Genomic DNA, 24831 nt, shown 5'->3' with positions numbered 1-24831 from the left:
AATGGCACGTTACGGAAAAGCTCGCTTGGGCGATATGCTGGTGCAGTTGGGCCACTTGCTGCAAGACAATCTGGGGCAGGCGCTAGAGCAGCAACGGCAGAGCGGCGAGCGGCTGGGCAAGGTGTTGGTCGAGCGTAAATTCGCCACCGAAGTGCAAGTGGCTCAGGCATTGTCCGCCCAGCTTAGCCTGCCCTTCATCGACTTGCGCCATTTTCATCTGCGGCCAGAGATAAGCCGCCGCTTGTCCGAATATCAATCGCGCCGACTCCATGCCATCGTACTGGAGGAACACGATGGCGGGCTACTGGTCGGCATGGTCGATCCGACCGACTTGCTGCTTTACGACGAGCTGAAGCGCTTGCTGCGTAGCGAATTGACGCTGGCCGTGGTGGCCGAAAGTCAGTTCATCGAAACGCTGGATCGCGTTTATCGCCGCACTGAAGAGATCAGCGGCTTAGCGCAAGAGTTGTCGGACGACATGGGCGAGGCCATCGTCGATCTGCACGAGATGGACGAAGCGGCCAGTCTGGAAGCCGCGCCGGTGGTGAAACTGTTGCAGACCATTTTCGACGATGCCATGCGCATCCGCGCGTCCGACGTACACATCGAACCGATGGAACGGCAGTTGCGCATCCGCTTTCGTATCGACGGCGCGCTGCACTTGCAGACCGAGGCCGACCCCAACATCGCGCCCGCCTTGGTGCTGCGCCTCAAGCTGATGTCCGGGCTGGATATTTCCGAGAAGCGCCTGCCGCAGGATGGCCGCTTCCACATGCGCGCCCGCGATCAAGTGGTGGACGTGCGCGTCTCGTCCATGCCCACGCAGTACGGCGAATCGGTGGTGTTGCGTCTGCTCAATCGCAGTGGCAATTTCCTGTCGCTGGAAAAGCTAGGGATGCCGCCGGAGATGCTCAAGGAGTTCCGCAAGATCATCCATCGCAGTGAAGGCATGGTGCTGGTGACGGGCCCGACCGGTAGCGGCAAGACCACCACGCTGTATGCCGCGCTGGACGAGATCAACAGTATCGAGCAAAAGATCGTCACCGTGGAAGACCCGGTGGAATACCGCTTGCCCGGCATCAATCAGGTGCAGGTGAACGAGAAGATCGACCTGACTTTTGCGCGGGTGCTGCGTTCGGTGTTGCGGCAAGACCCGGACATCATCCTAGTCGGCGAGATGCGCGACCCAGAAACGGCGCAGATCGGCCTGCGCGCGGCGATCACCGGCCACCTGGTGTTTTCCACCTTGCATACACGCGATGCGGCAGGCACGCTGGCGCGGTTGGTGGATATGGACGTGCCGCGCTACATGGTCGCCTCGTCCGTGCAAGTATTGCTGGCGCAACGTCTGCTGCGCCGCGTCTGCGAAAGTTGCAGCCAGCCGCATACGCCCAGTGCCATCGAAGCGGAATGGCTGTTGCAGGCGGGCGTGGCCGAAGTCGAATGGAGTCAACTGCGCACCGGAAACGGCTGTTCATATTGCAACAAGACTGGCTACAACGGACGGCAAGCCATCTATGAAATGTTAGTGATGAACCGAGAACTGATCGACCTCGCCGCCCATCACGACTCGACGCGTTTTATCCAAGCGGCTCGCCAACAATTGGTCGGCCGCACCTTGCTCGACGATGCCATCTCCCGCATGAAGAGCGGCGGCACCTCAGTCGCCGAGGTGATGCGCATCAGCAATCAGGTGGATGACTGATGGCGGAATTCCACTACAAGGGGCGCAACGAGCGCGGCGAGTTGGTGAAGGGCACGCTGGAAGGTGCCGACAGCAATGCCGTCGCAAGCCAGTTGTTCGGGGTCGGCATCATTCCTGTGGATATTCGGCCAGCGCGTCAGCTCATCCAGTGGAAGCGATGGTGGGACAAGGCAGAGCGCGCATTGCGTCACGTTTCCCCGTCCGAAATGATGCTGTTCAGCCGCCAAATGTACAGCCTGCTCAAGGCGGGCGTGCCCATCATGCGGGCGCTGACCGGCTTGCAGGAGTCCACCAACAACGCTTCGCTGCGCCGCATCCTCAGCGAAGTGCGCGACGACCTCGACAGCGGACGCGATCTCAGTACCGCGATGCGTGCGCACCCCAAAGCGTTCAGCCCGTTCTACATCAGCATGGTACAGGCGGGCGAAGCGACCGGCACGCTGGATACGACGTTCCTGAGCCTGTTCGGCCATATCGAATTCGACAAACGCACGCGTGACAGCATCAAGGCAGCGATGCGCTACCCCAGCTTCGTGATCGTGGCGATGTCGGCGGCGGTCGTGATCGTCAACATCTACGTCATCCCATCGTTTGCCAACGTGTTCAAAAGCATGGGCGCAAAACTGCCGCTGATGACGCAATACCTGATCGCCTTCTCCGATTTCATGGTGCATCACTGGCCGGTGATGCTGGGCGTGCTGGTCGGTGTGTTCGTGGCCGTTCAGATATTCATCGCCACGCGGCAGGGGAAATACCTGTGGGATCGTTACAAGATACGCATCCCCATCATCGGCAAGATCGTGCTGAAGTCCACCGCCGCCCGTTTTGCGCGTAGCCTCGGCCTGTCGTTCAGGAGCGGCGTGCCCGTAGTACAAGGCATGGACGTGGTCAGCGTGGTGGTCGATAACGGCTATTTCCGCGAAAAGATCGAGCAGATGCGCGGCGGCATCGAGCGTGGCGAAAGCATCTTGCGCGTCGCCAGCGCCGCGAAGATCTTCGACCCCATCATGCTTCAGATGATTGCGGTGGGCGAAGAGACCGGCGACCTCGATGGCATGATGTTCGAGATCGCTGACATGTACGAGCGCGAAGTCGAGTATTCGGTGAAGAACCTGAGCCAGCAGATCGAGCCGGTGCTGATCGTGGTTTTAGCGGGCTTCGTCCTCGTGTTCGCCCTCGCCATCTTCCTACCGATGTGGGATTACAGTCAGGCGGCCTTGCATCATTGATGCGAGACTCAGTAAATTCGTGAATCGGAAAATGCGATGAATCCATCTCTGCAAGCAGTCGTTTCCCAAGTCGAACAATTCATTCTGGGCAAGCCGCATCAGATACGTCTGGTGTTGGCCTGCCTGCTAGCACGCGGCCATGTGCTGATCGAAGATCTACCGGGGGTGGGCAAGACCACGCTGGCTCAGGTATTGGCGCGTTCGCTGGGGCTGCAATTCCAGCGCATCCAGTTCACCAGCGACATGCTACCGGGCGATATTCTGGGCGTGTCCGTGTATCAGCGCGACAGCGGAAAATTCGAGTTCCACCCCGGCCCGCTGTTCACCCAGATGTTGTTGGCCGATGAGGTGAATCGAACTACGCCCAAGACGCAAAGCGCCTTGCTCGAAGCGATGGAGGAACAGCAGGTGACCAGTGAGGGCGTGACCCGCATGTTGCCCACACCATTCTTTGTGATCGCCACGCAAAATCCTGCCAGCCAGATCGGCACCTATCCGCTGCCCGAATCACAACTGGATCGCTTTCTGATGCGCATTCGGCTGGGCTACCCAGATAGTCAGGCAGAACGGCAGTTGCTGTCTGGCGTGGAGCGGCGTGAGCTGATGTCGGCGATCAAACCACAGATCGAACTGGAGGAGCTGCTAGCCTTGCAACAGCAGGTCAAGGAAGTCATTGTTGCCCCCCCTTTGCTCGATTACGTGCAGGCGATCTTGCGCCACTCGCGCGAATCCGGGCGCTATGTGCATGGCTTGTCGCCGCGCGCCGGTATCGCATTGCTGACGGCGGCACGTGCTTGGGCGCTACTGGACGGGCGCAATGCCGTGGTGCCCGAGGATATACAAACTGTACTGATGGGCGTGGCCAGTCACCGCCTGCAAGCCGTCCACGAGCAGCACTCAGGCAACTCGGATCGACTGGTGATGGAGCTGATCCGGGCCGTCCCGATCTACTGATCCGACATGTTCGACTGGCTCCAGCGTCGCAGCCATGCCTGGTCGATCCGTCGTCAGGGGGCAACGGACAACGTGGCGCGACTGACCGCAGGACGCATCTTCGTCTTGCCCACCCGCCAAAGCTTGGTGCTGGGCGCGACCTTGCTGATACTCTGGATCGGAGATATCAACTACAACCTCAATCTCGGTTTCATGCTGACCTTCCTGCTGCTGGCCGTGGCCTTGCTCAGCCTATTCCACACCTACCGAAATCTGGCTGGACTGGAGGTTCGGGCAAGCCGTATCGAGCCGATATTCGCGGGCGACACCGCCGAATTCGTGTTCCATGTGCGCAACCCATATCCGATCGCGCGCTACCGAATCACCTTGAGCGAAGTGCTGGGCCACACGGCCACCTTCGATGTGGCTGCGCAGACCGAAACCGAGGTTCGCTTACAACTACCCAGTTCGCAACGGGGCTGGCTGGAAGCGCAACGTCTGGAGTTGCGCTGCAATTTTCCGCTGGGATTGTTCCACGCTTGGGCTTATCTGCCTCTGGAAACCTTTTGCCTGGTCTATCCACGCCCTGCGGAGTCGTGTCCGCTGCCGACCCTACTGACCGACGAGGACGGGGAACGCACGCATCCGAACGGAGTGGAGGATTTCGCCGGTTTGCGCGGCTATGTGCCGGGTGACGGCATGAGCCGGATCGCTTGGAAGACGCTGGCACGCGAACAGGGCTTGCAGGTAAAACAGTTCGAGTCCCCCAAAGGTACCCTAGTCTGGTTGGACTGGGATGCCTTGCCCCGCACCTCGGAAGAGCGCTGCCTAGAGCAACTTACGCGCTGGGTGCTGGACGCCGACCAAGCCGGTTTAGCCTATGGTTTACGCCTGCCGGGACAGGAGTGCGGCATCGCACAGGGCGAGGGACATCGTGCCGAATGTTTGCAGATGCTGGCGTTATTCGACCACCGGGAGCTGTTTTGAAAGAGCCGCTGCCTCTGGCTTTTCTATTAGTCGCGTGGGTGTTCGCGGTCATCCCGCATTTAGGGAACCTCCCACTCTGGATCACGGTCGCCTGTCTGGGCATGGTGATTTGGTGGATACCTAGATTGCGGCGCACGTCCTACCAAGCGCTTTCGCGCTGGGTCGTGCTGGCGATGTTGCTAGTGGCGCTGGTCGGTGTCTGGTGGGAATACCGAACGCTCTTTGGACAAGCGCCCGGCGTCGCCATGCTGAGCCTGTTCACCGGCCTCAAACTATTCGAAGTCAAATCTCGCCGCGATGCGCTAGTGCAGATCTATTTGACTGGCTTTCTGCTATTCACAGCGGTTCTGTTCTCGCAAACGATGCTGATGGCGATGCTGCTCTTGCTGGGGCTATGGGTGATCTTGCTCGCTTGGTTGACACTCATCAACCCGAGTACACCTCGGCGAGAGATGACGCACTTTGCTGGCCGGATGTTGTTGCAAGCGTTGCCGCTGGCGTTACTTTTGTTCCTGCTGTTCCCGCGCATCTCCGGCCCGTTGTGGGGTAGTGCTGCGCAAGAAGCTCCGCCCACGCGCAGTGGCCTTTCCGACACGATGACGCCGGGCAGCCTGAGTGAACTGTCCTTGTCGGATGACATCGCCTTCCGCATCAACTTCAGCAGTCCCGCACCGGCAGCCGCAGAAATGTACTGGCGCGGCCCCGTGCTCACGGCGTTCGATGGCCATACTTGGCAGTCCCGTGGCTCATTCCGCGCGGGGCAAGCAGATGTGCAGTTCTCCGGCAAAGCGGTTGACTACACCGTGACACTGGAGCCGCATCAGCGCATGTGGCTGTTTGCGCTTGAGTTGCCCGAGCAGTTATCGATCCCCGTACTGATGAGCAGCCGCTTCGAGTTACTCAACCCGACTCCGGTGACTTCAAAGCTGGTGTACACAGCACACTCCAGGCTCCAATATCGTGCCAATGTCGAAGAGTCGCCGCGCCGTTTACAACGCGCGCTGGAGTTGCCGGAAGGGGTCAATCCTCAAGCGCGTGAACTGGCTCAGGGTTGGCGGCAAAAAAGTGCCAGTGATGCTGCCATCGTCGATGCGGCAATGCAGTATTTCCACACACACCCCTTCCGCTATACCCTCAAGCCCGTGCCACTGGGAGCGAATGAAGTGGATGACTTTCTTTTCCAGAGCAGGCAAGGCTTCTGCGAACACTACGCTTCCGCCTTCGTCTTCCTGATGCGAGCGGCAGGCGTGCCCGCGCGGGTGGTGACGGGCTATCAGGGCGGAGAATTCAATGCGACCGGCGGCTATTGGATCGTGCGTCAATCCGATGCGCACGCATGGGCTGAGGTCTGGCTGCAAGGCCGAGGCTGGCAACGCATAGACCCGATCACCGTGGTCGCCCCCGAACGTTCGCAACATGGTCTCGAAGCGGCCCTTCCGCAGGAAGATAGCGCGATGTTGTCTCATGCGGCCAAAGCTGCTTGGATGCACGATGTTCAATTACATTGGGATGCGTTGAGCAATTACTGGGATAGCCGAGTCTTGGCTTATTCAACAGAACAGCAGAAGCAATTGCTCTCCCGTTTTACGGGTGTCTCTGGGATATCGCAAAGCCTAGGGGCGATGTTGACCTTGCTGCTCGCCATCGGGCTATTGGCGCTGGCCATCCTCTATCGTTTGAAACAATGCACAGCAGATCCAACACAGGCGGCTTGGCTGAGATTTTGCGACAAACTGGCTAGCCTCAAGCTGCCACGTGCCGACCATGAAGGTGCCAGTGACTACGCTGAACGCCTAGCTAAGGTGCGCCCAGATCTAGCCGCTCCCATTCAGTCGATCTGCCAGCAATACCAAACGCTGCGCTACGGCCCCGCCCCAGCAACAGCAGACATCCAGCGATTTGAAGCGGCGGTACGTTCATTCAAACCAGCGATACGAAGCATCAATCAGCAGGCTCAATAAAAACATACAAACAATAAAAAACCCTGTCTATACAACGATAGACAGGGTTTTGTTTACAAAATTACTCTAGGTACACCTCAAAAAGGAATGTCGTCGTCGAAGTTGTCGAAGCCGCTGCTCTTGGCTGGAGCGGGTTTGCTTGCGGCGGGTGCAGGCGCTGCGGCGGCGCGTGGCGCGTAGGACGGCTGATTATTGTCCACCACTTCGAAGTTTCCGGTGCCGCTCTTCTTGTCGCCCAGCATCTGCATCTGGTCAACGATGATCTCGGTGGTGTAGCGGTCTTGACCGCTGGTCTTGTCCTGCCACTTGCGAGTCTGAATCTTGCCTTCGATATAGACCTGCGCACCTTTTTTCAGGTACTGCCCGGCGATCTCGGCTAGCTTGCGGTAGAACACGAGGTTATGCCACTCTGTCTTTTCCTGCTTCTCGCCGCTCTTGTCCTTCCAGTTCTCCGAAGTCGCCAGCGTGGCGTTAGTCACGGCCTCGCCGCTGGTCATGTAACGGGTCTCTGGGTCTTTGCCCAGACGGCCTACCAAAATCACTTTGTTCACTGACATCTCATTCTCCCTTTACCAAATTCTCGACCGTGGCTTCATCGAACCCGGCCATTTCCACCTTGAGGCAGGCGATCCCCTCCGCCGCCACGACCAATACTTCGCGCACTCCAGCCAGCTGCGACAACTGCTGCTGCAATACCGCGCCCTGCGCCTCGTTCAACGAGGGCAGATGATACAGTTTTGTGCGCACGGCTGCAGGCGGCTTCATGCCGCTGGCGACTAGCAGCCATAGCAACAGCAGTCCGATGGCGAAAGCAAACACGGCGTTGCCGCCCGCGTTCTGCATCAACATGCCGCCCATCGCCGCGCCGAAGAATGCACCGAGGAACTGCACGCTGCTATACACCCCCATCGCCGTGCCCTTGGCTGATAGTGGCGCGATCTTGCTGATGAGAGAGGGCAGAGTCGCTTCCAGCACATTGAACGCGGTGAAGAACAACAGCAGTGCGATCGCCACGCCCCACACGCTGCCTTGCAATAGCAGCAGCGACAACTGCGCCAGCGCCGCCAGCCCGACTGCGCCCATGAACACTTGTTTCATCTTGGCCTTCTTCTCGGCGATGATGATGGGCGGCACCATCAGACCAAAAGCCAGCAACATCACCGGCAGATAGATTTGCCAATGCTGCTCGGCTTCCAGCCCGTTGTTACGCAAGACGAACGGCACTTGCATGAACACCGACATCAGAATGGCGTGCAGCGAGAAGATGCCAAAATCCAAGCGCAGCAGATCAGGATTGCGCAGCACTTCGCCCAGCTTACTGGTGCTGGCCTCGGTATCGGTGTGGAAGCGGGTAATCTTGGGTTGCGGGATGAACCACAGCACCACCGCGATGGCCACCAGCGACAGCACGCCAGTCAGCGCGAAGATGCCGGGGACGCCGATGTGCTGGTACAGCAGCGGCGACAGGATCAGCGAAATGGAGAAGGTGATGCCGATGGTCATGCCTATCATCGCCATCGCCTTGGTGCGATGCTCTTCGCGCGTCAGATCGGCGGTCAGCGCCATCACGGCGGCGTTGATCGCGCCCGCACCTTGGATCACACGGCCAGCGATGATCCAGTAGATGTCGTCCGCCGAGGCTGCGATAAAACTGCCCAGCGCGAACAACAGCAAACCGATCACGATCACCGGCTTGCGCCCGAAACGGTCAGACAGCCAGCCCGCCGGAATCTGCAAGATCGCCTGCGTCAGCCCATATGCACCGAGCGCGATGCCGATCAGCAAATGACTTTCGCCACCCGGCAGATGCTCGGCGTAGAGCGCGAAGATCGGCAAGATGATGAACAGGCCGAGCATCCGCAGGCCATAGACACTCGCCAAACCCATACTGGCACGGCGTTCGGCGGGATTCATCTTTTCAGGTGTAGTTTGCATCGAAAGGTATCTTGACTGATTAACTCGCGCATTTTAGCAGGCCGACACTCCAACCGACAGACTTGTTCACCCTTACCAAGCAGCCCAAGCCTCAACTCGCATCGAATCGATATAGCCACTCGCCATGCTCTCAGGCATACTCCCACCCCGCCTCAAACAATCTTTTGACCTAGGTTTTTCCATGAAGAGATTTTTACTTGCCATTGCCATAGTCAGCTCGCTCTCAGCTTGCTCATTGATTCCCTCCCAAGTGCCGCCAAAGCAAGACCCAGGCCGCGTCGATCGTGACCGTGCAGAGCGCGCACGTGCCGAGCAAAAACGCATCGAGCAAAAACGCGCAGATCAAGAGCGCATCGAACGTGAACGCGCTGAACAAGAGCGGCTAGAGCGTGAACGCTTGGAGCGGGAACGCAATGAACGCGAACGGATAGAACGTGAACGCGTTGAACAAGAGCGTCAAGCCGCAGAGAAGCGGCTCATAGAAAAGAAGATCGAGGATGCGCGCGATCGATTGCATCAATAACACGCCAACCGCTGGAACCCATTGCTGACCGGAGATCACCATGAAAAGATTGCTCATTTCTGTAGCCGTAGCCACCGCACTTTCAGGTTGTTTGTCTGGCGGGGAGCAAGTTCAACGAAGAGTCCCCGACTACCGCCAAAATCAAGACCGGAACCACGCCGAATATGATCGCTTGGAATATCAGCGCATGGAGCGTGAACGGATGCAACATGAACGGATGGAGCTCGAACGCGAACGGCTACAGCACGAAAGAATGGAGCATGAGCGGGAGAGGCTACAACACGAACGGATGGAACGCGAGCACGAACGTATCGAACGTGAGCGAGAACGTGAGGCTGAAGAGCATAGGCGCATGGAAGATCGCCGTGAATATGGTCGCCCACAAACACCGCAGCAACAGGTTCGTCCGTTAGCACCGCAGCAACACGGTCGCCCACTAGCGCCCCAACAACAGATGCGCCCACAAGCACCACATCAACAAGTTCGCCCAATGGCACCGCATCAACAACCTCGTCCGCTAGCACCCCATCAACAGGTTCGCCCACGCGAAGCCCAACGTCCAGTACCTCCGCACCAACCAGAGTCCCGCCCACGGCCAGCTCCGACTAAACCCGCAGCGCAACCTGCCCGCCGCCCCGCTGATCGAGACTAGCAACACCCGATGTACATCCCATCCTAAATTCACCGGGATGGGATGTTTTGTACCTCCCTCAAGCAGCACCACCAACCAGCACTCCACCCGACTTAAGCTTCCTTACTAGTTTGAATCCATTAAAACTGGCAAGCAGCCTCTCAACCTGACCGGAAAGTCACCATGCCCAAAGAAACCATCATCGCCGCCACCCAACTCTGGTTGGAAAAAGCCGTCATCGGCCTCAACCTCTGTCCCTTCGCCAAAGCCGTGCATGTAAAAAAGCAGATACGCTATGTCGTCAGTTCAGCGACCACGCCGGAATCGCTGCTGGAAGAACTGATCGCCGAGTTGCGCACCTTGCAGGACACCGATCCCGAGCAGATCGACACCACCTTGCTGATTCACCCTGACGTGCTCACCGACTTCCTCGACTACAACGATTTCCTCGACACGGTGGATCTCGCCACCGCCGAACCGGAGTTCAACGACGAATTCCAGGTCGCCAGCCTGCACCCGCACTACCAATTCGCCGGAACCAAGTTCGACGATATCGAGAACTACACCAACCGCTCGCCCTACCCCACCCTGCACCTGCTACGCGAAGCCAGCGTCGATCGCGCCGTCGATGCCTTCCCCGATGCCGACCACATCGCAGACGTGAACATCGAAACGATGAACAAACTGGGACATGAGGGATGGGAGAAACTAGGACTGAAGTAACCCTAGCGCTTGCCTTGCTGCTAATAAGGGAACTCGCCGTGGGGAAAGACTAGAGGTGAAGCTGGATTGCAAGACCTAACCCCATAGTAGGCGGTGCCGCAAACTCCAGTTTGCTGAGCTGATGCCATAACAGAAGAAAACCCCGTTTACAAAATTTGGGGGACATCTCTTAAAACTTAACAGGCTTGGTCACTCTTGTACTGCTTAACTGAAAACTCAAGCCCCAAAAATCCAACTTCACGGGCAGTGAATACACTAGCACGATATTTATCTTTACAAAGCGAAACGCTCGTTTTCACCGACGATAAAGATAAAAGTTTCCAACCGTTATGATGCAAAGATTTGACTACTGCTTCTTCATAACCCGTTTTCTCCAAATACGGAGTCAGTTCGGCCGATACAACTAGTGAGTTACGCTTCCGAAGAGTTTCACTAACTTGCCACACCCCGATATCATCAGTTGAGCTGACAATTAATGCTAATTCCTTTTCCAAAAATTGTTGATCACGCCAAGAAGCGGGCTCTATTGGTCGAAAAACTGTCTGATCTAGAATTAACAGTACCAAGATGCACAGCGTAACCAGTATGTATGCGACTAGCCGAATTTCATTTTTACTTTCAATAGACATATACACCTGCGAACAACTCAAGCCAAGCAAGGCAATTAGCGTCATCGAGGAAAGTATCCTCGCACCTGTCGCCGCGTGTAGTCACATGATAAAGCCCACCGGTCAATTCGACCCTAAGGGGACGCGCCATAAGAAAAGGCTAGCATGGGAAATGCTCAGATACACGGCCAGACCTCTTTGCCGTACCCACTAGTCCAGTCGCTTTAAGCGGTTGGGATTCCAACAAAACTCGCGTATATTCTCAGGTCGTTTTCACCTCCTACGGCCAGCATGGAATACATCAAGATTCGCGGTGCGCGCACCCACAACCTGAAGAACATCGACCTCGATCTGCCGCGCAATCAGTTGGTGGTCATCACCGGCTTGTCGGGGTCGGGCAAGTCTTCGTTGGCGTTCGATACGCTTTATGCCGAGGGGCAGCGGCGCTACGTGGAGTCGCTGTCGGCGTATGCGCGGCAGTTCCTGCAACTGATGGAAAAGCCGGATGTGGACTTGATCGAGGGCTTGTCGCCCGCCATCGCCATCGAGCAGAAGGCCACTTCGCACAATCCGCGTTCCACTGTCGGCACCGTCACCGAGATCCACGATTATCTGCGCCTGTTGTTCGCCCGCGCGGGCGATCCGTATTGCCCGGAGCATGATCTGGTGTTGCAGGCGCAGTCGGTCGGCCAGATGGTGGACACGGTGCTGGCGCTGCCGGAAGGTACGCGGGTGATGATCCTGTCGCCGCTGGTGGTGGATCGCAAGGGCGAGCAGTTGGATTTGTTCGACGAATTGCGCGCCCAAGGTTTCGTGCGCCTGCGCGTGAACGGCGAGGTCTATGACATCAACGAGCTACCTAAGCTGGAGAAGAACAAAAAGCACACTGTCGAGATCGTGGTGGATAGGCTGAAGGTCAGCCCTGAGGCTAAGCAGCGGCTGGCGGAATCGTTCGAGACGGCGTTGCGCCACGCGGAAGGACGCGCACTGGCGGTGGAGATGGATTCCGCCAAGGAGCACTTGTTCTCCGCCAAGTTCGCCTGCCCAGTGTGTAGCTATGCGTTGCCAGAGCTGGAGCCGCGATTGTTCTCATTCAACAATCCGATGGGCGCCTGCCCGCGTTGTGACGGGCTGGGCAACATCAATTTCTTCGATCCCAAGCGCATCGTCGCCTTCCCTACTCTGTCGCTAAGTTCTGGCGCGATCAAAGGCTGGGACAGGCGTAACCAGTTCTATTTCCAAATGCTGTCTTCGCTGGCGAAGCACTACGATTTCGACCTGGAAGTCGCTTTCGAGAGCTTGCCGGAAAAGATACAGAACGTGCTGCTCTACGGCAGCGGCAAAGAGGCCATCGGCTTCACCCATTTCAACGAGTTCGGCAAGCCCACCCTGCGCGAACACCCGTTCGAGGGCATCGTCCACAATCTGGAGCGGCGCTACAAAGAGACCGATTCGCCCACGGTGCGCGAAGAACTGGCGAAATATCTCAACGGCTGCGTGTGCCCAGAGTGCAAGGGTGCGCGTTTGCGGCTAGAAGCGCGTAACGTGCGCGTGGCCGACCGAACTTTGCATGATCTGAGTCACTTACCGCTGAAGCAGGCACTCGCTTTCTTCCAGCAAGTGAGCCTGCCGGGACACAAGCAGGCCATCGCGGAAAAGATCGTGCATGAGATCGCCAGCCGCCTCACCTTCCTCAACAATGTCGGACTGGATTACCTGTCGCTGGAACGCTCCGCAGAGACCTTATCGGGCGGCGAAGCCCAGCGTATCCGGCTGGCTTCGCAGATCGGCTCCGGCTTGACCGGCGTGATGTACGTGCTGGACGAGCCTTCGATCGGCCTGCACCAGCGCGACAACGACCGCCTGCTGGAAACGCTCAAGCGCCTGCGCGACATGGGCAACAGCGTGATCGTAGTGGAGCATGACGAAGACGCTATCCAGACCGCCGACTACGTGGTCGATATGGGGCCGGGAGCGGGCGAGCATGGCGGCGTAGTCGTCGCGCAAGGTACGCCAGCCGAGATCTGCGCCAACACCAACTCGCTCACCGGCGATTATCTGGTGGGGCGCCGCCGCATCGAAGCGCCGTCCGCACCGCGTCTGCCCGACCCGGAACGGATGCTGCGCATCATCGGTGCGTCCGGCAATAATCTGAAAGATGTCACGCTGGAGCTGCCGGTCGGCCTGCTAACGTGCGTCACCGGCGTGTCCGGCTCGGGCAAGTCCACGCTGGTCAACGACACGCTGTACCACGCCGTCTCCAAGCACTTGTACGCCAGCCACGCCGAGCCGTCGCCGTATGCCGATATCCACGGACTGGAATTCTTCGACAAGGTCATCAACGTCGATCAGTCGCCCATCGGACGCACGCCGCGTTCCAATCCGGCGACCTACACCGGCCTGTTCACGCCCATTCGTGACCTGTTCGCCAGCGTGCCATCGGCGCGCGAGCGCGGCTACGGGCCGGGGCGCTTCTCCTTCAACGTCAAAGGTGGACGCTGCGAATCCTGCCAAGGCGACGGGGTGATCAAGGTCGAGATGCACTTTTTGCCGGACGTGTATGTGCCGTGCGACGTGTGCCACGGCCACCGCTACAACCGCGAAACGCTGGAGGTGCAATACAAGGGCAAGAACATCCACCAGATTCTGGAGATGACGGTGGAGCAAGCACACGAGTTCTTCCAGCCGGTGCCCATCATCGCGCGCAAGCTGCAAACCTTGCTGGATGTGGGCTTGGGCTACATCACGCTGGGACAGAGCGCCACCACGTTATCCGGCGGTGAGGCGCAACGGGTGAAACTGTCGCTGGAGCTGTCGAAGCGCGACACTGGCCGCACGCTGTACATTCTGGATGAGCCGACCACCGGCCTGCACTTCCACGACATTGCCCTGCTGCTGAAGGTCATCCACAAACTTCGCGATCAAGGCAACACGCTGGTGGTGATCGAACACAATCTGGATGTCATCAAAACGGCGGACTGGCTGATCGACTTGGGGCCGGAAGGCGGCGATGGCGGCGGGAGGATCATCGCCTGCGGTAGCCCGCAAGCCGCGGCCGACGATCCGGCCAGCGTCACCGGAAAATATCTGAAGCAGGTGATGAGTAAGTAAGTTAGGGCAACAACGACCGCTCCAGCTCTTCCACGGGCTGGGGTCTGCCGAACAGATAACCCTGATAGGCGCGGCAGCCACGCTGTTCAAGGAACGCGCGTTGCACTTCAGTCTCCACCCCCTCGGCGATCACCTCTAGACCGAGGTTGTGTGCCATGGCGATGATGGTCTGCACAATGGCCGCATCGTTCTGGTCGGTGGCGATGTCACGCACGAAGGACTGGTCGATCTTGATCTGATCCAGCGGCAAGCGCTTGAGGTAACTCAGGGAAGAGTAGCCGGTACCAAAGTCATCCATCGAGAAGCGCACGCCCAAGGCTTTCAGCTCGGTCATCTTGCGTATCGTCTCTTCGACATTCTCCAGCACCATGCTTTCCGTTAGCTCCAACTCCAGCTTGGCGGGATCTGCACCTGTGCGCAACAACTCGGCCTGCACTTGCGCAACGAAGTCCGGCTGGCGGAACTGTCGGGCACTGACGTTGATCGCCAGCCGCAGGTTGCGCGTCGCCGGATTCTCTTGCCATGCTACCAATTGCCGACAAGCCGTTTCCAGCACCCAAAGGCCGATGAAAATAATCATACCGTTCTCTTCCGCCAAGGGAATGAACTGAAGTGGTGAGACCATACCGCGCGTTGGATGCACCCAACGCGACAACGCCTCCACCCCTTGCGGTCGCCCAGCGACATCTACCTGCAACTGGTAGTACAACTTGAATTGATGCTGCTCCAAGGCGATACGCAGGTCTTTTTCGATAGCAGCGCGCGTCTCGATGGAAGTTTGCATCTTGGGATCGAAGAAACGGATGACGTTGCGCCCAGCCTCCTTGGCCTGATACATCGCCATGTCCGTCCAGCGCAACAACTCTTCTAGGGCGTCATCCTGACCACGGAACACGGTCACGCCGATGCTGGATGAGCAGTGGTGCTCAATGAGCTCAGCCTCGCCGGTCACTCCAGAACGATTCAGCAGATAAGGCTCGGACAGTGCGGCGCGGATCTTTTCCGCCACCAGCTCGGCCTGCAACACGGCAGCTTCGAGATTCTCAGACAACCCCTCCAGCATCACCACGAACTCATCGCCGCCCAAACGGGCAACGTTATCCTCTTCGCGTATGCATGCAAGCAGACGCTTCGACACTTCGATCAACAACAGATCACCGATATCGTGGCCATGTAAATCATTGAGTCGCTTGAAATGATCCAGATCAAGAAACATCAACGCGCCATGCCGATGACTACGGGTCGAGGAAGCCAGCAGCTTACCTAGACGATCAACCAACATGCGGCGGTTAGGGAGCCTAGTCAAAGCATCGTAAAACGCCAGATCATGCATCTGCGCTTCCATCTGTTTGCGCTCGGTAATGTCATGCATGATGGAGAACAGCAGTTCCTTGCCGCCCACCTCGACCGGCGAAGCATAGACTTCGACGGTGCGCATCTCTCCATTCGACAAGCGATGATTGCAGATGAAATAGTTACGCTCATTGCGACGCGCCATCTCACGCTCCTCCTCATCATGCTGGGGAGAATCCACGTTGATTTGCGTGATGTGCATGGTGCGCATCGCTGGCGACGTATAACCGTAGAACTCGGCAGCCGCATTATTTCCATCCACGATATCGCCACTCTGCGGATCGACCAACATCATGGGAGAAGCATGGTGCTCGAACATGTAACGGAAACGCGCCTCACTACTTTGCAATTCGCTGGTACGTTGGGCAACCTTATCTTCCAGCGTAGCGTTGGCCTGTTGCAAAGCGCGGGATAGATCCTCTCTGTCGATAAGACTGGCTTGCAGGCGCGAGCGGGTACGCACCAAATGCATTGCCACTCCCAACGCTGCCAGCAACGATACCAGCGCACCACTCAACAAAGGCACGGCATATTTGCGAGAAACATCGAGCAGATCGAACTCATACGCGCGCTCAGGATTGACTTTCAATCGCGCCATTATGGCTTCGACCTGAGCATAGTTCCCCGCCGGAGAGAAACCATAATACTTACCCTGCCGTGCAGCTTGATCCTGTGGCTGGATGTTCAACAAAGTCAGTGTGATTTGCTTTACCAAGGAGTCAGGCACCGTAGGCATCGACGCGATTGGCCACTCTGGATATAACTCGCTCGAAAGCATCTGTGGATACATCCCCACAGGTTGCAGGTTAAGCACTTTGATTTGATCTAGACGGACTTTTCCCTCTCGGGCCATACCTTCTAAAATACCCGTACGCACAAAACCGACGTCTGCTTGACCATTTAACACCTCCAGCACGACTTTATCGTGAGGCATCCCCGTATAGCGAACTCCCGCCAAGTCCCTCAATCCGATGCCTTGCTTGTATAGTTCCCAGCGTTGCATCAAATAGCCGCCCAACGACTGTTCCGCAGGAGATGCCACCACCTTGCCTCGCACATTTTTCAGGGAATTTATATCGTCTCGATCAGCCCGAGTAATAATCACGCCGCCGAAGGTGGTCACTGGTCGCCCTTCCGCCAAGGGCATCACGGTAGCCAGCGCTCGAATACCAAAGTCTGCGCGTATCGTAATGTAATGCTCAGGATTGGTCAGTACGAGATCGAACTCGCGGCGATTCACCGCAAGATCGAGTTCCTTGTAATACATGGGAATGACGGTAAAACGGTAGCCCGATACATGAGCACTCAAATAGTCGGCCGTCGCCTGCCATTGCTGTTGGGTTTGCTCTAGAGGTCGGAAAGAAAGCACGCCGATACGGACCTCCTGCACTGCCTGCGCTTGCGCGCCCCCAACCAGCAGCGCGAACCACACGATCCACGTCAGTAATTTACGCATCGCTATTTCTCCCGTTGCAGCAGTGCCGCCTCGAAGTCTTGAACCTCGACGGGTCTGCCGAAAAAGTAGCCCTGATATGCACGGCAACCACGCAGTTCGAGGAACTCGCATTGTGCCTGAGTTTCAACGCCCTCGGCGATCACATCCAGCCCCAAGTTTTGCGCCATAGCGATGATGGTCTGCACGATGGCCGCATCGTTCTGGTCAGTGGTGATGTCGCGCACGAAGGATTGGTCGATTTTGATCTGGTCCAGCGGCAAGCGCTTGAGATAGGTCAAAGAAGAGTAGCCTGTACCAAAATCGTCCATCGAAAAGCGTACACCCAGCGCCTTGAGTTCACCCATCTTTCGGATAGTATCCTCGACATTGTCCAGCACCAAACTTTCCGTCAACTCCAGCTTCAAACGAGAGGCCGTAACGCCACTGGTCAGCAAAATTGAATGCACCTGCGACACAAAGTCTGCCTGACGGAACTGTCGGGCGCTGACATTGACTGCAATGGTCAGCTCGGAAAACTCAGGCTGAAACTGCCAGCACGCCAGTTGCGCACATGCCGTCTCCAACACCCATTGCCCCAACGATAGGATCAGACCACTTTCTTCTGCGACAGGAATGAAACGTGCTGGCGATACCATACCTAAAACCGGATGCTTCCAGCGCAGCAAAGCCTCTGCTCCAATGTGCCGCCCCTGCTCTGCCACTTGAACTTGATAGAACAATTGAAGCTCATTACGCACCACCGCCCCGCGTAACGCAGACTCCAACTCACTGCGAGCCTCTAGCACGGCCTGCATATCAGGATCATAGAAGCGGATAGTGTTGCGACCACCCGCCTTGGCCTGATACATAGCCATATCGGCATGGACGAACAGCGCTTCCATCGGTTGCTCGTGGCCATTGAATAACACGATGCCGATACTGGCCGAGGTATGGTAATCACTGCCCTCGATCGAGTAAGGGCATCCCAATTCGCTCCGCACCTTTTCGGCCACCAACTCGGCTTGCTCTGTGGCCTCAGCCTCATCAGCGCTCAGGTCTCCCAACACAACAACGAACTCATCCCCGCCTAAACGGGCCACACTGTCACCCTCGCGTACGCAGTAATGTAAACGCCGTGCGACTTCGACTAATAGCTTGTCACCAACGGTATGGCCACGCGTATCGTTCACGGTCTTGAATTGATCCAGATCCAGCAGCACCAACGCTCCATAGCGACCGCTGCGAGTGCTATTTGCAAGCGCTTGTTGAACCCGATCATGCAACAAGCGTCGATTGGGCAGCCCTGTGAGCGGATCGAAAAATGCCAACTTGTGGATCTGAGCTTCCGCCTGTTTTTGCTCAGTGATGTCATCGTAGATACCGAGCACGCCGATGACCGTGCCATCGCTTCCATGAAGCGGCACTTTGGAGGTTCGCAGCCATATCTCTTGACCATCGGGTGTGCTTTGCGGCTCTTCAAATCCCAGCTTAGGCGCATCTGCCGCCATCACGCGTGCATCATCTGCACGATAAAGCTCGGCCTGAGCACGCCAACCCATCGAGTAATCGTCTTTACCAATCAATTCGTCTGGACTCTTTAGGCCCGCATCTTGGGCGAACAAGGTATTGCAGCCCAGATAACGCGACGCGACATCTTTCCAGAAGACGCGCAATGGCACATTTTCCAGCACGGAATGCAACATCTCGTTCGCCGTCCGCAATTCGTATTCGGTCTGTTTCTGACCGGTCAAGTCGATGAAGAAGGTAAAGGTCAGCGGGCCTTCCGGCAACTCCACGCGCTGCGCAGACACCAGAAACGGAAACTTCGATCCATCCTTGCGTAGCCCCACCGTCTCGTAAACGCTCTCCACTGGCCGGCCGGTGGCACGCCGCCTGATCTTTTCCAGAATCTGAGAGTGACGCTCAGGAGCGACCTGCTCCAGCAAGGGGCGCCCTTGCAACTCCGCCACATCGTCATAACCGAACATGTGCAGATAGGCAGCATTCGCATCGACCGTGATGCCGTCGCGCGAAAACGCCACGCCGATGGGGCTAAGTTCGATCAGCGCACGAAAGCTGAGTTCACTCCGTCGCAGCATCTGCTCTAACTGCCCGCGCTGCGCTGCTACCGCAGCATTATGCTCATCGTTCTGGCGGCATAGTTGAATTGCGTTGGCGAGGTTCGCCATCACCGGCTGGAACATCTGGGTCAACGGCAATTCACTTTCCGGCATCTGCGGTGCCAGCAAAATGATGACGCCGCTATCACCGATCGGCAAACGCAAGAATGCGCGGTAACGTCCGGCCACGATAGGCAGCATTTCCAACAGCGCGCTGGCATCCTCTTGACGCTGGCCGTAGCCACTTAGCAACGCCGCCGGAAAGTGCAGCGTCTGACCACTCATCTGTGCCAGTTCGTAGTCACCCACGACGGCATCCAGCCGAACGGCTAACATCTCATCCGGCGCAGCCTCCTTGGGCAGATCGAGACAGGCGAAACCAGCGGGGTAGGACGTGTAGTAAAGCAGACGCTGCAAGGTGCGCAGCAACAAGGGATTCAGGCTAGTCTCGCCCCCGATGACCAGCGCCATTTCGTACAGGATGGGGAGGACTTGTTCGCGCTGCATCTAGTGAGTGATGAACCGTGGCGTTGGCAACATCACCACAGCGCAGCGACCAGCGTCGCGTTGTGGAACAGCGGATAGCCCCATAGCGTGGAGCCACCAATCTCACCCAGCGACAAGGCTCCAGCCACTTGCGCCGCCCCCGTGCGGCGGGCGAACTCTTCCACTTCGGTCGTGGCGGCCTCGACTCCCATGTGCAACCGACGTCCGGCACAGTAGAACAGCATCACGTCCTCATCAATGGAGCCGTCGTTCAAATCGGCCAGACCTTTGGTTAATGCTTCGAGTGTCTGCACGGAATCGACTTTCGGCGCTTCCAGCAGCGCCAGCACCGCGTGCGCCGGAACTTCGCCCACGCAGAACAGCGAGCCGTCATCGCCCAGCGCGACCGGGATGCGCACCACTACATTGTGGTTAGCGCGAATGATACCGAAGGGAAAATGTACACCGTACTGGTAGAAGTTCTCGCGAGTGATCTCGACCCCGAACTGCGCCCGCACCAACTCCTGATAGACCTCGAATGCGGGTCGCCAATCGATCTGTAGAATGCGGTTGCCATCCGTGGTGGTGGCCGTGATGTTCTTGGGTGGCACACAATAGCCATGTTCGAGGATAGCGCCGTGATGAGGGGTAAGCAACATCACCAGCACGCCGTTCTGAATCAGCCGCTCGTTATTGAACAAGCAGGGCATAGGCTGAAAGGTCTCGCTACCCGCATTGGCTCCAGCGTAATGCACGCGGTTAGCCAACTGTAGATAGATCTCATCGAGCATCGTAGCGATGTTGGGGACTAGCGCATCGAACAGCATGAACAGGGTGGCGGATTTTGAGCTGTCGCTCAACTGGGGACGCAGCCCAGCAACGATCTCCACTGAAGCCCGTATCGCACCGGCACGCCCAGCTTCAAGATCTTCATATAGCGCTACGTAAGGCATCTCATCGAAGCGTAGTAGCCAGACACCCTCACGAGTGAAGCCATTGTCCGCGATCAACTCTGGGAAGATGCCCCCCGCCAGCGGAATCTTGCGCTGACGACATAGGGATTGCAGAACCGACACCGATTCCCGACAGGCTTCGGGAAACAAGGCAAGGATGCCCACCGAGGGATTAGCTGACTGCCACTCGTCGAGTGTGTGTGCCAACTCGACCACATCTATCGTCGCAAAGTAGCGCATGTACGGCTGCACCATCGAAATCTCTCCCGTCAATTTCTAAGCCCTGCTCATTATGCGGTCTTGCGCCAGCTGCGGCAACCTCGGTGTGCCGTCGCTTAGCCTGCCGATTTCAGCATATGTGCCACATAACGCGACACGCCCTGGTCAACATTCAGGAACTCGTCGGCATAGCCGATCTTGCGCAGCGCCGCCATATCGGCTTGGGTGTAGCTCTGATACTTGCCCTTGAGCGCATCGGGGAACGGGATGTAGCGGATCAGTTCGCGGCTGTGCATTTCTTCTAGCGTCAGCGGTGCTTCGCCCTCGGAGGTTCTCAGGGCATTGAGTGTCGCCACCGCCACATCATTGAAACTCTGCGCGCGCCCTGTGCCCAAGTTAAAGATGCCGGATTTATCTGGATTCTCCAAAAAGAACATGTTCACGTTGACCACATCTTCCACCGATACGAAGTCGCGCAACTGGCCGCCGTTGGCGTAGCCTTCGCAACCCTCGAACAGCTTCACGTAACCGTCAGCGCGATACTGGTTGAAGAAATGGAACGCCACCGAAGCCATGCGCCCCTTATGCTGTTCGCGTGGGCCATAGACATTGAAGTAGCGCAGACCGACGACTTGCGCGCTGCGCTTGTCCCAGCGGCGGCGCACCACCTGATCGAACAGAAACTTGGAATAGGCATACACGTTCAGCGGCGACTCGAACTCGCGTGATTCGGTGAAGTTCGGCCCCATGCCATAGACCGACGCAGACGAGGCGTACAGGAAGGGAATGTCCTCGTTCTGGCAATGGTTCAACAGCTCCAGCGAATACTGGTAGTTGTTGTGCATCATGTAGCGACCATCGGTTTCCATGGTGTCCGAGCACGCGCCCTCATGCAGCACGGCATCCACCACGCCATCGAAATAGCCGGTCTCCAGCTTGGCCATAAACTCTTCCTTATCGAGGAAGTCGGCGATCTCACAATCCACCAGATTGCGAAACTTGTCCGCCTTCTTCAGATTGTCCACCGCGATGATGTCAGTGACGCCGCGCTCGTTCAGCGCCTTGACCAGGTTGGAACCAATGAATCCGGCTGCGCCGGTAACGATGTGATACATGCTCAAACTCCTTCCAATTCATCCCGGCTGACCACTGCCGTACCCAATTTACCCACGACGATACCACCGGCGCAATTCGCCACGTGCACCGACGATGCCATATCCGCACCGCTGGCCAGCATCACCGCCAGCGTAGCGATCACCGTGTCGCCTGCCCCGCTGACATCGAACACTTCGCGCGCCTGCGCCGCCTCGTGATAGACATCGCCGTCGCGGAACAACGTCATACCTTCTTCGCTGCGCGTCACCAGCAATGCCTCCAAACCCAGTTCGACACGCAGTTTTTGCGCCTTGGCCGTCAGCTCGTCGTTGCTCTTCCAGCCGCCTGCTACCTCGCGGAACTCGCTACGATTCGGCGTGAGCAAGGTCGCGCCGTGATAGCGCGCATAGTCGTCGCCCTTGGGATCGACCAACACCGGCTTGCCCGCCGCACGCGCCAGCCGGATCATCTCGGCGATATGGGCCAGCCCGCCCTTGCCGTAATCCGACAACAGCACCACGTCGGCATCGACCAGCCGTGCCCGATATTCCACCAGCTTGGCGTTCAACACCTCATGGCTAGGGGCCGTCTCGAAGTCGATACGCAACAACTGCTGCTGCCGCGCCACCGCACGCAACTTGACCGTGGTGGAGATACCCGCGTCGCGGTGCAACAGCGCATTCACGCAGCCCTGCTCCACCAGCAATTTCTCCAGACAGCGTCCCGCCTCATCGTCGCCCACCACCGATAGCAGCGTCGCTTGCGCGCCCAAGGCCGCGATGTTTCGTGCCACGTTAGCCGCACCGCCGGGACGCTCCTCGACGCGCGATACCTTCAACACCGGCACCGGTGCTTCCGGCGAGATGCGTTCGACATCGCCGAACCAGTAACGGTCCAGCATCACATCGCCCACGACCAGCACACGGGCGTTCTTGAATGATGGCAGCTTCATGCCAGCCCCTCGATATCTCTGGAAATGATTTGCAGCGCGGCCAGTGGATCTGCCGCTTGGGTGATCGGACGCCCGATGACCAGATAGCTGGAACCCGCTGCCAGTGCGGCGCGCGGGGTCATGATGCGAGTCTGGTCGTTGGCGGCGGCGTCTGCCGGACGGATGCCGGGGGTGACGAGACAGAAATCTTTACCGCGCTGCTGGCGCAATAGCGCGGCTTCCTGCGCGGAACAGACCACACCGTCTAGTCCGCTATCTGCCGCCAGTGCGGCTAAGCGCTGCACCATCTCGGCGGGGGTGGCGCTGAGGCCGATGCCGTTCAAGTCGTCCTGCCCCATGCTGGTGAGCACAGTAACGGCAATCAATTTGGGGCGATGGGCGACATGTTCCAGTGCCTCACGCGCAGTCTCCATCATCTTGCGTCCGCCCAAGGCGTGGACGTTGACCATCCACACGCCCAAGCTCGCCGCCGCTTTGCAGGCGTGCGCCGTGGTGTTGGGGATGTCGTGGAATTTGAGATCGAGAAATACGTCGAAACCGCGCTGTTGCAAGGTTTCCACGAGTTGCGGCCCAGCGCTGGTGAACAGTTCTTTGCCGACCTTCAAGCGGCACAGCGCAGGTTCGAGGCGCGCGACCAATTCCAGTGCGGGCGCGGCGGCGGGGTAATCAAGGGCGACGATGATCTTGGGGTCGTTCATAAGGGGAATCCTGCTTCTTCGGTACGGCGCGGCGGATACGTGTCCCATCCGTGACAGGCTGGGCAATGCCAATAGAATTGACGGGCTTTGAAGCCACATTGGGTGCATCGATACATGGCCAGTGAACGGGTGCGCTGATGCACTAGGTTTTTGACCAGCTCGACATCGGCTCGGCGATCATCGGGCGCATCCAGCAAACGCGCTTCCAATAATTTTTCCAACCCGAGCAAGCTGGGGTTGCGATGCAACTCTTCACGCAGCAGGGCGTAAGCCGCTTCTAATCCCTGACGCTTGAGCGTGGCATCGAACAATACATTCATCAGATCGAGTGAGGGGTAACTTTGCTGGTAGCGCTGCAACAAGGCTAGCACTTCGTCTTCACGCCCGACCGCGCGATACGCGTTGAGCAAGCGTTCAGCCACCAGCGGAAGGTACTGCGCATCCTGTTGCTCGATGCGCTGCCAAGCGTCAATGGCTTGCTCCGTGCGAGCGCAGGACAACTCAAGGTCGCCCAACATCAGAGAGGCATGCACCGCTAACGGCCATGTGACCAAGGCTTTTTCCAGATGCTGACGAGCAAGCTCAGTCTGCTGCTGAGCCACGGCCTCTGCCGCCAGTTCGCAATAGAAAGCCGCAGCTTCGCGCCCTTGCTGCTGCCCCGTGAGCAACCCCATACGTTGCGTGACCACGATGGCTTTCTGCCAATCTTTTTCCTTCTGGTAGATTTCCAGCAGGAAATCTAGCGCCTGTTTGGCATAAGGCGAGTCATGCAAGTCTTGGAAGGTCTTTTCGGCGCGGTCCAAAATCCCAGCGCGGAGGTAGTCCTGTGCCAGCTCGAACAGTGCCTGCTGTTTCTTGTCCTTGTCCAGATCGGCGCGCTCGACAAGATTCAGGTGCATGCGCAAGGCGCGATCCACTTCGCCACGACGACGGAACAAGCTGCCTAGTGCGAAGTGCAACTCGATGGTCTGCGGATCGACCTTGACCACTTCGATGAAGGCATCGATGGCCTTGTCCTGCTGCTCGTTGAGCAGGAAGTTCAAGCCCTCGAAATACGAGCGCGGCAAGGCACTGGATTCATCTACCAGTTGCTTGATGTCGATACGTGCCGCCAACCACCCCATGCCGAAGAACAGGGGGAAGATCAACAGCATCCAAAGTTCAAATTCCATAA

The 24831-nt window shown here is 57.8% G+C and carries 19 protein-coding genes; 9 read left to right on the top strand and 10 right to left on the bottom strand.

Annotated features, from left to right (window positions below; genetic code table 11):
• The first annotated feature begins 1 nt into the window (after nt 1).
• The 5 genes from OYT1_RS02050 to OYT1_RS02030 are packed head-to-tail and all read left to right on the top strand — an operon-like array spanning nt 2 to nt 6815.
• Entirely contained in the window at nt 2-1705 is a 1704-nt protein-coding gene (locus OYT1_RS02050) for a GspE/PulE family protein (RefSeq protein WP_062625563.1), read from the top strand.
• Nucleotides 1705-2934, top strand: a complete 1230-nt coding sequence (locus OYT1_RS02045; RefSeq protein WP_062625564.1) for a type II secretion system F family protein — start codon at nt 1705-1707, stop codon at nt 2932-2934. The genes OYT1_RS02050 and OYT1_RS02045 overlap by 1 nt, the downstream gene beginning before the upstream one ends.
• A 36-nt stretch (nt 2935-2970) precedes the next feature.
• Nucleotides 2971-3888, top strand: a complete 918-nt coding sequence (locus OYT1_RS02040; protein ID WP_062625565.1) for an AAA family ATPase — start codon at nt 2971-2973, stop codon at nt 3886-3888.
• A gap of 6 nt (nt 3889-3894) precedes the next feature.
• Entirely contained in the window at nt 3895-4854 is a 960-nt protein-coding gene (locus OYT1_RS02035) for a DUF58 domain-containing protein (RefSeq protein WP_062625566.1), read from the top strand.
• Complete coding sequence (locus tag OYT1_RS02030) at nt 4851-6815, top strand: transglutaminase TgpA family protein (protein ID WP_062625567.1); 1965 nt, start codon at nt 4851-4853, stop codon at nt 6813-6815. Before OYT1_RS02035 ends, OYT1_RS02030 begins: the two co-directional genes overlap by 4 nt.
• A gap of 77 nt (nt 6816-6892) precedes the next feature.
• Here OYT1_RS02030 and OYT1_RS02025 read toward each other — a convergent pair whose 3' ends face one another.
• Both OYT1_RS02025 and OYT1_RS02020 read right to left on the bottom strand, forming a co-directional pair.
• Nucleotides 6893-7372, bottom strand: coding sequence for a single-stranded DNA-binding protein (locus OYT1_RS02025; RefSeq protein ID WP_062625568.1), 480 nt, complete (start codon nt 7370-7372; stop codon nt 6893-6895).
• 1 nt (nt 7373) lies between these two features.
• Nucleotides 7374-8750: an MFS transporter gene (locus OYT1_RS02020; protein ID WP_084611886.1), complete on the bottom strand. Its 1377-nt coding sequence runs from the start codon at nt 8748-8750 to the stop codon at nt 7374-7376.
• A 181-nt stretch (nt 8751-8931) separates the two neighbouring features.
• Between OYT1_RS02020 and OYT1_RS02015 the strand changes: the two genes are divergently transcribed.
• The 3 genes from OYT1_RS02015 (at nt 8932) to OYT1_RS02005 (ending at nt 10627) form a co-directional block, all read left to right on the top strand.
• Nucleotides 8932-9273, top strand: a complete 342-nt coding sequence (locus OYT1_RS02015; RefSeq protein ID WP_172588495.1) for an ATP-dependent DNA helicase — start codon at nt 8932-8934, stop codon at nt 9271-9273.
• Nucleotides 9274-9313: 40 nt separating this feature from the next.
• Nucleotides 9314-9925, top strand: a complete 612-nt coding sequence (locus tag OYT1_RS13530; RefSeq protein ID WP_145983654.1) for a hypothetical protein — start codon at nt 9314-9316, stop codon at nt 9923-9925.
• 162 nt (nt 9926-10087) lie between these two features.
• A complete protein-coding gene (locus OYT1_RS02005) occupies nt 10088-10627 on the top strand; it encodes a DUF1415 domain-containing protein (RefSeq protein WP_062625572.1) in 540 nt (179 codons plus the stop codon).
• A 176-nt stretch (nt 10628-10803) separates the two neighbouring features.
• Here OYT1_RS02005 and OYT1_RS02000 read toward each other — a convergent pair whose 3' ends face one another.
• Nucleotides 10804-11256, bottom strand: coding sequence for a hypothetical protein (locus OYT1_RS02000; RefSeq protein WP_119283450.1), 453 nt, complete (start codon nt 11254-11256; stop codon nt 10804-10806).
• Between the two features lie 270 nt (nt 11257-11526).
• On the opposite strand from OYT1_RS02000, the gene uvrA reads away from it, so the two are divergent.
• The gene (gene uvrA, locus OYT1_RS01995; RefSeq protein ID WP_062625574.1) at nt 11527-14346 is read left to right on the top strand and encodes an excinuclease ABC subunit UvrA; all 2820 of its coding nucleotides are present in this window, start codon (nt 11527-11529) and stop codon (nt 14344-14346) included.
• Between the two features lies 1 nt (nt 14347).
• Here the strand turns inward: uvrA and OYT1_RS01990 are convergent, their stop codons facing one another.
• The 7 genes from OYT1_RS01990 to lapB form a co-directional block, all read right to left on the bottom strand.
• Nucleotides 14348-17155, bottom strand: coding sequence for an EAL domain-containing protein (locus OYT1_RS01990; RefSeq protein WP_062625575.1), 2808 nt, complete (start codon nt 17153-17155; stop codon nt 14348-14350).
• Nucleotides 17156-17157: 2 nt separating this feature from the next.
• Nucleotides 17158-19761 (bottom strand): putative bifunctional diguanylate cyclase/phosphodiesterase, encoded by a 2604-nt coding sequence (locus tag OYT1_RS13935; protein ID WP_062625576.1) that lies wholly within the window; start codon nt 19759-19761, stop codon nt 17158-17160.
• Nucleotides 19762-19793: 32 nt separating this feature from the next.
• Nucleotides 19794-20948, bottom strand: a complete 1155-nt coding sequence (locus OYT1_RS01980; RefSeq protein ID WP_062625577.1) for an FIST signal transduction protein — start codon at nt 20946-20948, stop codon at nt 19794-19796.
• Nucleotides 20949-21028: 80 nt separating this feature from the next.
• On the bottom strand, nt 21029-22027 hold the full coding sequence (gene rfaD, locus OYT1_RS01975; protein ID WP_062625578.1) for an ADP-glyceromanno-heptose 6-epimerase: 999 nt from the start codon (nt 22025-22027) through the stop codon (nt 21029-21031).
• A 2-nt stretch (nt 22028-22029) separates the two neighbouring features.
• The gene (gene rfaE1, locus OYT1_RS01970; protein ID WP_062625579.1) at nt 22030-22959 is read right to left on the bottom strand and encodes a D-glycero-beta-D-manno-heptose-7-phosphate kinase; all 930 of its coding nucleotides are present in this window, start codon (nt 22957-22959) and stop codon (nt 22030-22032) included.
• Nucleotides 22956-23657, bottom strand: coding sequence for an orotidine-5'-phosphate decarboxylase (gene pyrF / locus OYT1_RS01965; protein WP_062625580.1), 702 nt, complete (start codon nt 23655-23657; stop codon nt 22956-22958). The genes rfaE1 and pyrF overlap by 4 nt, the downstream gene beginning before the upstream one ends.
• Nucleotides 23654-24829, bottom strand: coding sequence for a lipopolysaccharide assembly protein LapB (lapB, locus tag OYT1_RS01960; protein WP_062625581.1), 1176 nt, complete (start codon nt 24827-24829; stop codon nt 23654-23656). The genes pyrF and lapB overlap by 4 nt, the downstream gene beginning before the upstream one ends.
• Nucleotides 24830-24831 lie beyond the last annotated feature (2 nt).

The sequence above is a fragment of the Ferriphaselus amnicola genome (assembly GCF_000974685.2).
Classification (GTDB): Bacteria; Pseudomonadota; Gammaproteobacteria; order Burkholderiales; family Gallionellaceae; genus Ferriphaselus; species Ferriphaselus amnicola.
The sequence above is the reverse complement of the archived record's forward strand: the minus strand, read 5'-3'. Positions and strand labels throughout refer to the sequence as shown.